Here is a 12,594-nt window from a genome sequence, read left to right on the forward strand (position 1 = left end):
AAAGGTAGGTACGGAGTCTTTTCAATCCCCTCCCTCCCCACCTTGTATTTTCAAGAGGAGGACTAATTATGAAAAATATCAACCAACCCGCTCCTAATTACAATGAAAATCCATTTATTGTTATTTGGGAGGTTACAAGAGCCTGTGCACTGAAATGCCTGCATTGCCGTGCCGAAGCTCAATACCGTGCAGACCCAAATCAGCTAACTTTTGACGAAGGAAAAAAACTTATCGACCAAATCGCTGAAATGGATAATCCACTATTTGTTTTCACTGGCGGGGATCCTTTAATGCGACCTGATCTTTTTCAGCTTGCTGATTACGCAATAAATGAAAAAAACTTATCTGTTTCCATGACGCCAAGTGCAACTCCTAAAGTGACTCGGCAAGCAATAGAAAAGGCAAAAGACGTCGGTTTATCAAGATGGGCGTTTAGCCTGGATGGATCTAATTCCGAAATACATGATTTCTTTAGAGGAACAAAGGGATCTTTCGATTTAACGATGAAAGGTATCAAACACTTACAACAATTAGAGATCCCCATCCAAATAAACACAACAGTCTCGACTAGCAACTTAGATGATTTAAAAGCAATCGCAAAAAAAGTCGAGGAGATCGGCGCTGTTCTTTGGAGTTTATTTTTCTTAATCCCAACAGGAAGAGCAAACAGCAATCAGATGATCACACCAAAAGAGCATGAAGAAGTGATGGAATGGGCTGCAGACCTTCAATCCCATGTACCATTCGGAATTAAATCTACCGAAGCACCCCATTACAGAAGAGTTGTTGCACAAAAAAAGAACAAAGGAAATGAAAAAGCTTCGTTATATGTCGATAAAATCGGACGTGCACCTAAAGGAGTAAATGACGGGGACGGTTTTTTATTCATTAGTCATACAGGCGACGTCTTTCCTAGTGGATTCCTCCCTGTAAAGTGTGGCAACGTCCGCGAAGAGCCACTAGCTGATGTCTACCGTCACTCTAAAGTAATGAAGGAATTACGTAATAAAAGTTTATTGAAAGGAAAGTGCGGGCGTTGTGAATTCAAGGAGATATGTGGTGGCTCAAGAGCAAGAGCATTCGCCGTCACAGGAGATTACCTGGAAAGTGATCCCTCATGTATATATGAACCTGGTTCCTTGCAAGTACGATAATGTTGAAGCCGGAATGGATGTATCCATTTCGGTTTTTTCCGCTCCAGTTAGCTGATTTCCGCGGCATTTTTTCTGTTTGTTCACTAATTGTTCACGAGTGGTGTGATAAATCTCACAGTTATTCTTTTGTATCCGTTTTACAATGCTTATAGATGAAGAGAGAGTGAGAGGATGCAGAAGCTTGAAAGATCCTTTTATTCAAAAGCAAGTATGTATTCGTTTTTCGTAGTAATGATATTAATTCTTTCAATGTGGTTAGGGACAGGACAATTTGTCCATGTAGATATGATGTTATTTGGATACTTGATTGGTTCCTTGGTATTTGCGATTGGAATCACACTAAGAATGGTTTCCTGGTCATTAAGACCCGCTACACACCAAATGTTAAAAAGAAGTTTTTCCAATCTTAGAAATAGAGAACGCAAAAAACGAAACATTAGATCCATTCTTAAAACAGCCATTGATAATATCATTCTTCAAAAGTTTATTTTTAAACGAGGTATTTATCGAGGTGTCACGCATTGGTTAATCGCTTGGGGCTGCATTGGATCGTTTGCGATTACCTTTGGTTTAACGTTTGGATGGATGCACTTCAGCCTTATTGACCCGGAAACCTATCAAATAATCGTGATGGGCGTTCCAACTATTACGATGGCTGCACACGGATTGTTTGCAGAAATGGTTTATAACGGTTTGAACATTACTGCCATGATGGTATTAATCGGCGTTCTCATGGCTCTCATTCGCAGAACAACAAGTCCGGATGTGAAAGTGACGCAACGAGCTGAGTTTGATTTAGTTCCACTTTATATCTTACTAACAGTAACGGTGACCGGTTTAGTACTCACGTTGTCCTATGCTGTTTTAGACGGTTGGATGCATAATTACTTGAGCCTCATCCACCAAATTACCGTTGTACTGTTTTTAGTTTACTTTCCATTCGGCAAACTGTTTCACTTACCAATTCGACCAATGACCACAGCTGTGCCGATGAACTATCAAGAGCATTTGCAAGTCGATACGAGAGCATGTAAAAGATGCGAAACTCTATATAGTAACGATGACCAGATTGCAGATGTCAAAGAAATTCTAGGAGCACAAAGCTTTGATTTACAGTTAAGTGACGGCACGTATCTTTCTGATTATTGTCCTGCCTGTAGACGACGTATGCGCGTGATGAAACAAATGAATTTAGAGTCACACCATGAGAAAGACAAAGGAGACAAAGATCATGAGTGAATATATTGTAAAACCGGGAGTTATAAATCTTCAACGTGAAGGAGAAAAACTAATCACTACTCACTGCAGCTACTGTGGCATGCAATGTGGAATGCATATAAGAGTTTCTGAAAGAACCGGGGAAATCAAAGGGGTTGAACCAAGATATGATTGGCCTGTTACACTAGGAAAACTTTGTCCTAAAGGAGTTACAGCATATCAGCAAATTGATCACCCTGACAGAATTAAACGCCCTCTTATTAAAAAGAATGGAGAATTTGTTGAAAGCAGTTGGGATGAAGCTCTTTCCCTTATTGAAAGAAAATTTACTGAACTGCAAGAAAAACACGGTAAAGATTCTCTATCTGTTTTCGGTGGTGTATCGATGACCAATGAAAAATGTTATTTAGTCGGAAAGTATGCTCGAGTCGCTCTAGGTACACGTTTCATTGACTATAACGGTCGTTTTTGTATGAGTTCTGCTGCAGGTGGATTTAACCAAACGTTTGGTTTAGATCGTGGTTCAACGCTTCCATGGACAGAGCTTGAGCATAGTGATTGCTTTTTAATAGCTGGCTCCAATACTGCCGAGTGTCACCCTACCAGCATCCAAATGTTTTGGAAAGCACGAGACAAAGGGGCAAAGATGATTGTCGTAGATCCGCGTGAAACACCAACTGCACGAATTGCTGATGTTCACCTTGACCTCAAACCTGGAACTGACTCGGCATTAGCAAACGGACTGCTTCATCTTATTATTAAAGAGGGATATGTTGATCAAAAATATGTGGATGAAAGATGTAATAACTACGAGGAACTAAAAGCTTCTGTTGAAGCCTTCACACCAGAATACACCGCTTCTTTAACAGGCGTAGATAAAGAAAAAATTATTAAAGCCGCTCACATATTTGGGCAATCACCTCGATCAGTCGTCATGTTCGCACGCGGTGTCGAGCAGCAATCCAAAGGAGTGGACAATGTCACCCTTTATTCTTCTTTGGCCCTTCTACGAGGACAAATCGGAAAATTTGCTTCTGGAGTCGCAACATTTACCGGTCAAGGGAATGGTCAAGGCGGCCGGGAACATGGTCAAAAATCAGACCTCCTTCCAGGATACCGAAAATTAACCGATCCTGAAGCTGTAAAATATATATCGAAAGTTTGGGGGATCAAACCTGAAGACATGCCAAAACCTGGTGTATCTGCCTATGAAATGTTTGACGAGATTCATAACGGCACGATCAAAGCAATGCACGTCATTTGCAGTAATCCAGCTGTCTCCTCTCCTAATGTGGAATACGCGTGGGAAGCATTTAAAAGACTTGATTTTCTTGTTGTAAATGATTTTTTCCTTTCCGAAACAGCGGAATTCGCTGACGTGGTGCTACCAACAACCACTTGGGCAGAAGATGAAGGAACTACTACGAATTTAGAAGGTCGCGTTATCCACATCCGTAAGGCCATCGAACCTCTTCATGAATCAAAAACAGACTGGGAAATCTTTGGTGAGATTGCCAAACGTTTAGGGAAAGGAAAACACTTTGATTATAAAAATCCGCGGGAAATCTTTGAGGAATTCAGAATTGCTACTAAAGGAGGAAAAGCTGACTACTCAGGCATCACGTATGAAAGAATCGATAAAGAAGACGGTGTTTTCTGGCCCTGTCCATCAGAGGATCATCCTGGAACACCAACGATTTTCAAAGATAAGTTTAGTACCCCTGACGGAAAAGCAAACCTGCCGGCCGTTGCCTGGAAAGAACCTGGAGAAATTCCAACAAAGGAATTTCCACTTAGACTGACTACAGGTCGAGTTGTCTATCACTATTTATCTGGTAATCAAACGAGAAGAATTGATTTTCTAATGGAACAGTGTCCCGTCCCTTATGCAGAAATGCACCCGGAACTTGCAAGTCAATACAACATGAGAGATGGAGAAATGATTAAACTTTCAACGCCTCGAAGTTCCATGGAGCTCGAAGTGAAGCTAACAAAAGCAACCCGAAACGATATCGTCTTTGTTCCTTATCACTGGGGAAAAGAACTTTCTGTTAATAAATTAACCAACCCAAGCTTAGATCCGATTTCAAGAATGCCGGAATTCAAAGTTTGTTCCGCTAAAATCGAGAAACTTAAGAAAAACGCGTAGCGTCTTTTATTAAATACATCGTTATCTTTCGCCACCCCGAGTAGCACCTACGAAGTGCGTGTAGGTGCTACTCGAAAGGACGTGGGTTTCCCTTGACACGCGTGGCGTAAAGATAGCTGTCAATTTTATAAATTCTTATCTCTAAAAATATAAGGAGGTCGTCCTATGAATAAGATTATGTACCTTGAATTTGAAAGATGTATCGGCTGTAGAGCCTGCCAAGCTGCCTGTCGTGAATGCGGTGACCACGATGCAAAAGAACGAAACTTTGTGGAGCATGTCGACTTTATGGAAAGCAGACAAACGTTTCCGATGATGTGTATGCAATGCAAAGACCCTGCATGTGCCAGAGTTTGCCCTGCTAATGCGATTCAAATTACCGAAGAAGGGGTTGTCCTATCAGCATCAGATGAAAAATGTATTGGCTGTCGTAACTGTACATTTGGTTGTCCATTCGGTATTCCTAAGTTCGATTTTGAACAAAACAAAATGTATAAATGCGACATGTGTTATGACAGATCAAAACACGATATAGCACCTATGTGTGCTTCTGTTTGCCCTAGTGATGCCATTCGTTTCATTGATTTTGACGAAATGCAGTCTTTGCGAAGAAGACGTACACAAATGAACTTAGTCGAAGGGAAAAAACCTACAGAACAGGATAAGTGGAAATATGTTCCTGAATTCTTCGGGGTGTATTCTGACTAAAGATTGGAGCGAGCCTGATGAAAGATAAAAATCATAAATCTAAAAGGAATCATACAGACAGTAATGATGAATTGGTCAATCTTGTAAATAACGTTAACAGAAAAGAAGATTTAGATTTAAACCGTCGCGCCTTTTTAAAAGCAACTGCGGGTGCGTCGGTCGCACTTGGCTTAGCAACCATTCCTTTTTCCGTACATGCGATGATTGGTGACTTTGAAGATAAAGAAAACAGAGTGGAGATCGTGAAACTTTCCGAGCTTCCTAAAGGGTCATCTGTAACTTTCAACTATCCAACTGACCACGACCCTGCCCTTCTAGTTCATACAAAATCCGGAGAACTAAAAGCATATAACAGTGCATGTACACACTTGATGTGTCCCGTGTTTTATGAAAAAGAAGAGGAGGTTCTTCTCTGCCCTTGTCATAAAGGGTATTTCGATCTTGATAATGGACATCCGCTAGCTGGCCCGCCGCAGCGCGAATTGCCCTTAATTGAAACGGAAGTTACCAATGGTATTGTGTATGCAGTCGACAGGAGGTACCGCCATGGGTAAAAAAATATGCTGGGCAATTATTTTTTTGACCGTCGCGTTAAATGTCGTCATGTTGCAATGGGCGATTGAATCTTATTTAGGACATGATTTTGAGAAAATTTATCAGTTTTCGATCGTTGCACTCTTGTCCTCATCCATTGCACTCATCGCTTTTTTAAAATGGCGAAGGCTTGAGTACAGTCAATAAAATTACTTAGATGAGGTGGTAAAAAATGATGCACGACGAAAAAGCTAGCAGACGTATTTTAATATTATCAACCTTTGGGATGGCTTTGGCATTTACAGTGTGGGCTTCCCTCTCACCTTTAGCCAATCAATTTCAGACATTATATGATCTTACAGCTACACAGAAAAGTGTTCTTGTCGCTGTTCCTGTTCTTCTCGGATCCATTATGAGAGTCCCGATAGGAATTCTGGCCGATCGTTTTGGTGGACGTAAAGTCTTTACCCTTTTATTACTTTTCACCATTATACCTCTTATAGGTGTAGGTCTATCCAGCTCTTATGGTTCCTTGTTATTCTGGGCATTTTTCCTTGGAGTAGCAGGGGCGTCGTTTGCGGTATCTATTACATTTGTCTCAAAATGGACACCGAGCGACAAGCAAGGTACAGCTCTCGGTATTAATGGTTTAGGCAACTTCGGAACAGCATTAGCAGGATTCACACTTCCTTCCATCGCGATCTACTTTGGCCTACAGTGGGCATTCTTTGGACTTATTATACCAGTTATCGTGATGGCTGCCTTAATTTGGTTCTGGACACCTGAAACACCAAAGTCGGGAGAAAAGAAAACCATGCTTGGGGCGTTATCGGTGTTGAAGTTTAAAAACAGTTGGGTATTATCTTTATTTTACTTTGTTACATTTGGTGCTTTTGTAGCGTTCGGTATTTATTTACCTATCTTACTAATGGACCTCTACTCTTTATCTGCCGTAGATGCTGGGATGAGAGCAGCTGGATTTGTCGTTATTGCGACCATCGCCCGTCCCTTGGGAGGCTATTTAGGTGATAAAGTCGGCGCCGGAAAAGTTCTCACGTTCGTTTTCAGCGGGATTGTACTGGGTGCTTTGGTCATAAGCTTTGGTATGGCTAGTATCATTGTAATGACGATCGCATGTTTAGTAGTTGCTGCTGTGACTGGTATTGGTAATGGTGCTGTTTTCAAACTGGTACCCGATTTATTCCCTAAAGCAACCGGTGCCGTTACAGGGATTGTTGGTGCTGCAGGTGGTCTTGGCGGATTCTTCCCGCCTATCCTTCTCGGTTCGATCAAGGATGTTACTGGTACTTACATGATTGGGTTCCTAGGCCTGGCTCTATTATCTGTTGTATGTTTTATTATAAATAAAAGACAATTTGATCATTCTAAGAAAACTACATTTGTGGAAGCAAGATTATAGTTTGTCAGATATCCTCACGTATTACACGTGGGGTTTTTTTATTGATGATATACTACATTGATTGAAAGAACTATTTGGATTTTTCAGTATTCTCTCATTGTTTCTTTTCCTCGTTCATTCTTTTCGTAGTTGCTTTCTTTAGAACAATGAGAATCAGTTTAAAAGGATGGGATAAACTTGTTACAGCAAGATAAAAAAACTAGCAGACGTATTTTAATTTTAACGACAGTTGCTATGGCTTTAACGTTTACTGTTTGGGCTTCTTTATCGCCATTAGCCAATCACTTTGAAACGCTATATGGACTTTCAGCTACACAAACAAGTGTTTTAGTGGCAATTCCAGTTTTGCTCGGCTCAATTATGCGTGTTCCAGTAGGCATATTAACTGATCGTCACGGCGGTCGTAAAGTTTTTACGATACTTTTATTGCTTATAGTCATACCGCTGATAGGAGTAGGCTTCGCTAATACATACACGTCATTATTATTTTGGGCGTTTTTTCTTGGTATAGCTGGTTCTTCTTTCGCGGCCTCCATTACATTCGTTTCAAAATGGACCCCTAAAGAAAAACAAGGAACAGCATTGGGTTTAAACGGCATGGGAAATATCGGGACGGCCTTGGCTGGTTTTTTACTTCCAACCATTGCTATCTATTTCGGACTTCAATGGGCATTTTGGAGCTTAGTCATTCCAGTAATCGCGATGGCAGCGATGGTTTGGTTCTGGACTCCTGAAACACCAAAGCCTGATGAAAAGAAAACAATGCTTGGGGCATTATCTGTTTTAAGGTTTAAAGATAGTTGGACATTATCTTTATTTTATTTTGTTACGTTTGGCGCGTTTGTGGCCTTTAGTATTTATTTGCCGATCTTATTAGTGGACCTTTATAATTTGTCCTCGGTTGATGCAGGAATGAGGGCCGCGGGGTTTGTTGTCATCGCTACCTTGATAAGACCTTTAGGAGGCTATCTTGGGGACAAAGTCGGCGCAGAAAAAGTTTTAACATTCGTTTTTACAGGGATTGTAATAGGTTCTTTAGCGATTAGCTTCGGAATGGAAAGTCTGATCGTAATGACCTTCGCTTGCTTATTTATCGCTGCAGTATGCGGCATTGGTAACGGTGCTGTATTTAAACTTGTACCACAATTATTTCCTAAAGCAACCGGTACTGTTACTGGGATTGTTGGTGCTGCAGGCGGTCTTGGCGGCTTTTTCCCACCTATATTTCTCGGGTCTATTAAAGACATGACCGGTGATTATGTACTGGGATTTCTCGCTCTCGCCTTTTTATCTCTCGTTTGTTTATTCATAAATAAAAAACAATTTGACCAAAGTAAAGTTTCATCTTTTGAGACCGTTAAATCATAAAAACGTATAAAAACTCATGTTATCACTTTCTGCATGGGTTTTTTATTATTCCCTCTTTACTTGGCATGTTTAACAAACTATGCTTATGTTAGGTATCCTCTCATCTGTCTGTAAATTGTATTGCGATATCGAGAAAGAGGTGATTCCATGCTCAAAAAAGAACTTAAGTTAAAGCGTTTCTTTGATCAATTATCTGAAGAGAACAAAGAACTTCTTTTGCAAAAAGGTACTAAGAAGAAGGTAAGCGCAAACACAATTCTTTTCAGTGAAGGTGATCAGCCTGATTACATTTATCTCGTGCAATCCGGTATGGTACGTCTCAGTAAAATGACGATTGACGGAAAGGAATTCTCTCTTCATCTGAAGCAAAGTGGAGAGTTAGTAGGAGAAGTCGGGCTTTTTAATATGATGGCCATTAGTGTCACAGCCACCGTCGAAAAGGATGCTGAACTTGTTCGGTTTGATCGAGTAACCCTTGAATAACTTTTTGAAGAAAATGGTCAGATTGCTGTGGCTTTTATGAAGTGGTTTGCTACGCATACCCAATCCACCCAGTCCAAATTTCGTGACTTGATGTGGAAAAAAAGGCGGACTATACTCTACATTAATTCGATTTACTAATTCCTATGGCGAAGAGCATTCTCAAGGAATTCTAATAAAAGTACAATTAACTAACCAGGACATTGCCCAATATATCGGTACAACACGGGAAGGTGTCAATCGGCTGATGAATGAGCTCAAAAAAGAAAATATTATCTCTTATGATGGGAATTACATTGTAATCCGGGATATTAAATTTCTAAAAGACTTTTTACAATGTGGGGATTGTCCGGTTGAAGTATGTACGATTTAATTTAATCTAATAGACGTCGTGTGAAGTCAATTGCAAAAGGGATGTCCTCAAATTGACCGAGACATCCCCTCTCCTGAATTTAATACTATTTCTTAAATTATTGTCTGGAAGCAGTATACTTCACTACTTCTGGCGCTTCTTCTAATATCCCTTGAGATGCTTCACCAAAAGCCTTGAAATGAGCTGTCTCAAAATGAAATTCGACAGCATCTTCATCTTCCCACTCTTCTACCATCACAAAAACATTTGATTTCTCGGTGTCCTCATATAACTTGTAGCTAATGTTTCCTTCTTCTGCTTGAGAATTCTTAACTAGATCCTCAGTGAGCCTTAAAAAGTCCGATCGCGCTTCCTTTTTAACATGAATATGTGCATGAATGATTATCATCATTACTACCTCCTCGATCTTCCAGTCTATCTCTAATAATCTTTTCATATCCTTTAGCCTCTGTCCAATTTAAAGCACCTTTTAGAGAAAATCTCCAGTCGGAGTGAGATGCAGATCTTCTCCTTGAACTCGGATCTCTCCAGAAGTGCCAAGAATGGTACATTCCGTTACGAAGAACTCATCATTCACTGTTTTATCGGTATAACCCAACAAGATCCCCTGCCACTTATCTGTTCCTTTCGTCACTTCGATCTTCTGCCCTTCCATAGACCGATGTTTTGCTTTCAACAAATAAGCTTTCCACTTTTTCCAATGATAATAGAGACAAGCTTTTTCACCATTCTCCAAGTATCCCATAAAGGCTTGATCATCATCTATTTCTGCCTCAAGTTCTGTCGCAAGTATTTTCACAGCATCATGAATGATTTGATAATCTTCAAACGTCAAATCCCCAGAAAAGATTAATTGATAAAAAGACGAATCGGCTTTATGTTCCGCTAGTACCGACTCCCTCTTTTTACTCAATGCTTTATCTAGAAAATAACCTTCTCTCGCCTTGGAAAACCCAGCTTTCTGAAAGGCGCCTTCACTATTTCGGTTCTCTTTATAGTAGAGTTTCACTTTAAGCATAAATTATCTCTCCTCAATCTCATCCTTCTTTAGATTAAAGATACCAAATCCCCGAGAATGAAACTGTGCTTTTTATCACACTAGTAAAAACTAAATGTGATTTATGTCATAGCAAAACCAATGAAAAACCTAGTATATTTAGTGTGACATCAATACTATTAAAAGGAGAATGCATCATGAAGTGGTATCTTCCAAAAGAACATGGCGCCTGGGCCATGCTTATTGTTCCATACATATTGGGGGTATTAGGCACATCGTTTTCCATGTGGCAAGTCTTATTCTTTCTGGGGGTTTTTAGTTTCTATTGCTCTAGCGGCCTTTTCTGGCTTATATTCGTCAGCCTAAATTAGGGGCGAAAGTGTTGCCTCCGATTTTGATTTGTGGTTTTATTGGTGCCGTTTGTGTGCTACCGGTTTTAATTAAGTATCCGTTTCTTTTATTAATCATAGTGCTTGCGACTCCTTTTTTCACTTTAAATATTTACTTCGCTAAAAAAAAGAAAGAGCGTCTTTTCCTTAATGGCCTCAGTGCTATTATCGGACTTTCTACACTTACTCTCATGGCTTATTATATCGGTGAGCAATCGGTTAACCTTACAGCATGGATGCTTTTCATACTTTCCGTTCTATTTTTTACGGCAAGTGTTTTCCATGTGAAATCACTAATTAGAGAACGTAAAAATAGGTATTTTCAAATGTTTAATTATAGTTATCATAGTTTATTACTTATCATACCTCTTCTATTTGGTTTTGCTGGTCTCTCTCTATTATTTGTCGGTTCATTACTTAGAACTGTTTTTTTTCCGCGCAAAACGATGCTAAAGCCAATGAAGATTGGAATGGTAGAAATCATTACTAGTATATTATTTGTTGTTCTAACCGGAGTCGTATTTTATTGATTTAAAACTAAGTACATTTAACAAGTAATCGCAAAAAAATCAGATAAGTGGTAACTATTAAGTCACCTCCTATCTGAATATGTTAGGCAATCCCGACATAATGGATCATAGAGCACAAGGTCTATTCCATCACTTGAATTGCTTTTGACAAGGCGTAATCACCTAAATTCACTTCCAGTTCCTTTTCTAGTGCTAAATTGGCTAGCTGGCTTCCAAGATAGGGACCAGCTGTGAGACCAGATGCTCCAAGTCCGTTTGCAATGAGCAAGCCTTCATAAGGTGGCCACTCGCCCATTACAGGTACAGAATCCGGGGTAATTGGGCGAAAGCCTACTCGCGTTTCTACGAACGTACTATCACTTAAACCCGGTGCCGTCTCAAGCAGTTTTTCCAAAATGTCGTTCACTCCTCCTACTGTCACCCGGGGATCAAAACCAGCGTGATCTTCGTGGGTTGCACCTGCGACCAAGCGCCCACCACCAAACGAAAGTAAATAATGATTTCCTGGAGGGATAACTACCGGCCAATTACCAGACTCCGCTCCTGGTAGATCAAGATGAATAATTTGTGCCTTTTGAGGTCTTAAATTGAATTCTAGATGGAGGGGCTTTAATAATTCTTTCGCCCAGGCGCCACCTGTCACAATGACTTTGTCCCCGTACCACTTTTCTCCCTTAATAGTCACACCTTTAATCCTCTGACCTTCTTCAATTAAGTTTACATTTCCATGGATGACTTTTGCCCCGTGCACTTTCGCAGCTTGAATTAAAGAGCTGCATAATACACTTCCGTTAACACGTGCACCACCACTGATATGAATCGATCCGTATTCAGGATGAAGTGGAGGAAATAATGCTTTTGTTTCTGCTGGAGAAAGCTTTCTGACTTCTCCCATTTCTGGAGCATCTACTTTTCTTTTTAATGCGATTTCAAGCACTTGATCTAGTTTCTTTTCGTCTTTATGCAGTCGGATAGCACCTACATTTGCATAGCCTGTTTCGGTCTCGCCTAGTGCTTTTAGCTCCTCGATTAGTTTTGGGTAAAATGCAGCACCTTTTTTCACGAGCTGATACCATGCTTTATTGCGACGTCTTGTCATCCAAGGACAAATAATTCCTGCAGCCGCCCCTGTAGCTTGTCCCGGTTCCTCGCGGTCAACAATCGTTACACTAGCCCCAGTCTTTGCCAAATGATACGCGGTTGAAGCTCCTAGAATACCTGCACCGACCACTATATATGATTTCAATTGCAACACCTTTTTCATTTTCGTTAGT

At 40.3% G+C, this 12,594-nt stretch carries 13 protein-coding genes and 1 pseudogene; 11 read left to right on the forward strand and 3 right to left on the reverse strand.

Annotated features, from left to right (window positions below; genetic code table 11):
- Positions 1 to 68: 68 nt before the first annotated feature.
- The 10 genes from ACHABW_RS06935 (at position 69) to ACHABW_RS06980 (ending at position 9,404) form a co-directional block, all read left to right on the forward strand.
- Positions 69 to 1,154, forward strand: coding sequence for a TIGR04053 family radical SAM/SPASM domain-containing protein (locus tag ACHABW_RS06935; protein WP_435754646.1), 1,086 nt, complete (start codon positions 69 to 71; stop codon positions 1,152 to 1,154).
- 171 nt (positions 1,155 to 1,325) lie between these two features.
- Positions 1,326 to 2,393, forward strand: a complete 1,068-nt coding sequence (locus tag ACHABW_RS06940; RefSeq protein WP_435754647.1) for an MFS transporter — start codon at positions 1,326 to 1,328, stop codon at positions 2,391 to 2,393.
- The gene (gene fdhF / locus ACHABW_RS06945) at positions 2,386 to 4,521 is read left to right on the forward strand and encodes a formate dehydrogenase subunit alpha (protein WP_435754648.1); all 2,136 of its coding nucleotides are present in this window, start codon (positions 2,386 to 2,388) and stop codon (positions 4,519 to 4,521) included. The genes ACHABW_RS06940 and fdhF overlap by 8 nt, the downstream gene beginning before the upstream one ends.
- 165 nt (positions 4,522 to 4,686) lie before the next feature.
- A complete protein-coding gene (locus ACHABW_RS06950) occupies positions 4,687 to 5,229 on the forward strand; it encodes a 4Fe-4S dicluster domain-containing protein (RefSeq protein WP_435754649.1) in 543 nt (180 codons plus the stop codon).
- A 17-nt stretch (positions 5,230 to 5,246) separates the two neighbouring features.
- Entirely contained in the window at positions 5,247 to 5,783 is a 537-nt protein-coding gene (locus ACHABW_RS06955; RefSeq protein ID WP_435754650.1) for a Rieske 2Fe-2S domain-containing protein, read from the forward strand.
- Positions 5,776 to 5,970 (forward strand): hypothetical protein, encoded by a 195-nt coding sequence (locus ACHABW_RS06960; protein ID WP_435754651.1) that lies wholly within the window; start codon positions 5,776 to 5,778, stop codon positions 5,968 to 5,970. Before ACHABW_RS06955 ends, ACHABW_RS06960 begins: the two co-directional genes overlap by 8 nt.
- Before the next feature lie 28 nt (positions 5,971 to 5,998).
- Positions 5,999 to 7,183, forward strand: coding sequence for an MFS transporter (locus tag ACHABW_RS06965; RefSeq protein WP_435754719.1), 1,185 nt, complete (start codon positions 5,999 to 6,001; stop codon positions 7,181 to 7,183).
- Positions 7,184 to 7,417: 234 nt separating this feature from the next.
- The gene (locus ACHABW_RS06970) at positions 7,418 to 8,551 is read left to right on the forward strand and encodes an MFS transporter (protein ID WP_435754720.1); all 1,134 of its coding nucleotides are present in this window, start codon (positions 7,418 to 7,420) and stop codon (positions 8,549 to 8,551) included.
- Positions 8,552 to 8,698: 147 nt separating this feature from the next.
- Positions 8,699 to 9,034 (forward strand): Crp/Fnr family transcriptional regulator, encoded by a 336-nt coding sequence (locus ACHABW_RS06975; RefSeq protein ID WP_435754652.1) that lies wholly within the window; start codon positions 8,699 to 8,701, stop codon positions 9,032 to 9,034.
- 172 nt (positions 9,035 to 9,206) lie between these two features.
- The gene (locus tag ACHABW_RS06980; RefSeq protein ID WP_435754721.1) at positions 9,207 to 9,404 is read left to right on the forward strand and encodes a Crp/Fnr family transcriptional regulator; all 198 of its coding nucleotides are present in this window, start codon (positions 9,207 to 9,209) and stop codon (positions 9,402 to 9,404) included.
- 97 nt (positions 9,405 to 9,501) lie between these two features.
- On the opposite strand, the gene ACHABW_RS06985 is transcribed toward ACHABW_RS06980, so the two are convergent.
- Together ACHABW_RS06985 and ACHABW_RS06990 are read right to left on the reverse strand one after the other, a co-directional pair.
- Positions 9,502 to 9,795, reverse strand: coding sequence for a putative quinol monooxygenase (locus tag ACHABW_RS06985; RefSeq protein ID WP_435754653.1), 294 nt, complete (start codon positions 9,793 to 9,795; stop codon positions 9,502 to 9,504).
- 78 nt (positions 9,796 to 9,873) lie between these two features.
- On the reverse strand, positions 9,874 to 10,422 hold the full coding sequence (locus tag ACHABW_RS06990) for a hypothetical protein (RefSeq protein WP_435754654.1): 549 nt from the start codon (positions 10,420 to 10,422) through the stop codon (positions 9,874 to 9,876).
- A gap of 215 nt (positions 10,423 to 10,637) precedes the next feature.
- Between ACHABW_RS06990 and ACHABW_RS06995 the strand changes: the two are divergent.
- Positions 10,638 to 11,320, forward strand: a pseudogene (locus ACHABW_RS06995) (YwiC-like family protein).
- A 121-nt stretch (positions 11,321 to 11,441) separates the two neighbouring features.
- On the opposite strand, the gene ACHABW_RS07000 reads toward ACHABW_RS06995, so the two are convergent.
- The gene (locus ACHABW_RS07000; RefSeq protein ID WP_435754655.1) at positions 11,442 to 12,566 is read right to left on the reverse strand and encodes an NAD(P)/FAD-dependent oxidoreductase; all 1,125 of its coding nucleotides are present in this window, start codon (positions 12,564 to 12,566) and stop codon (positions 11,442 to 11,444) included.
- Positions 12,567 to 12,594: the final 28 nt, after the last annotated feature.

The sequence above is a fragment of the Salipaludibacillus sp. CF4.18 genome (assembly GCF_051262595.1).
GTDB lineage: Bacteria > Bacillota > Bacilli > Bacillales > Salisediminibacteriaceae > Salipaludibacillus > Salipaludibacillus neizhouensis.

Excerpts from the sequence above, each read along its gene's own strand:
- ACHABW_RS06935 (WP_435754646.1), top strand. The coding sequence starts at position 69 with ATGAAAAATATCAACCAACCCGCTCCTAATTACAATGAAAATCCATTT.
- ACHABW_RS06940 (WP_435754647.1), top strand. The coding sequence starts at position 1,326 with ATGCAGAAGCTTGAAAGATCCTTTTATTCAAAAGCAAGTATGTATTCG.
- fdhF (WP_435754648.1), top strand. The coding sequence starts at position 2,386 with ATGAGTGAATATATTGTAAAACCGGGAGTTATAAATCTTCAACGTGAA.
- ACHABW_RS06950 (WP_435754649.1), top strand. The coding sequence starts at position 4,687 with ATGAATAAGATTATGTACCTTGAATTTGAAAGATGTATCGGCTGTAGA.
- ACHABW_RS06955 (WP_435754650.1), top strand. The coding sequence starts at position 5,247 with ATGAAAGATAAAAATCATAAATCTAAAAGGAATCATACAGACAGTAAT.
- ACHABW_RS06960 (WP_435754651.1), top strand. The coding sequence starts at position 5,776 with ATGGGTAAAAAAATATGCTGGGCAATTATTTTTTTGACCGTCGCGTTA.
- ACHABW_RS06965 (WP_435754719.1), top strand. The coding sequence starts at position 5,999 with ATGCACGACGAAAAAGCTAGCAGACGTATTTTAATATTATCAACCTTT.
- ACHABW_RS06970 (WP_435754720.1), top strand. The coding sequence starts at position 7,418 with ATGGCTTTAACGTTTACTGTTTGGGCTTCTTTATCGCCATTAGCCAAT.
- ACHABW_RS06975 (WP_435754652.1), top strand. The coding sequence starts at position 8,699 with ATGCTCAAAAAAGAACTTAAGTTAAAGCGTTTCTTTGATCAATTATCT.
- ACHABW_RS06985 (WP_435754653.1), bottom strand. The coding sequence starts at position 9,795 with ATGATGATAATCATTCATGCACATATTCATGTTAAAAAGGAAGCGCGA.
- ACHABW_RS06990 (WP_435754654.1), bottom strand. The coding sequence starts at position 10,422 with ATGCTTAAAGTGAAACTCTACTATAAAGAGAACCGAAATAGTGAAGGC.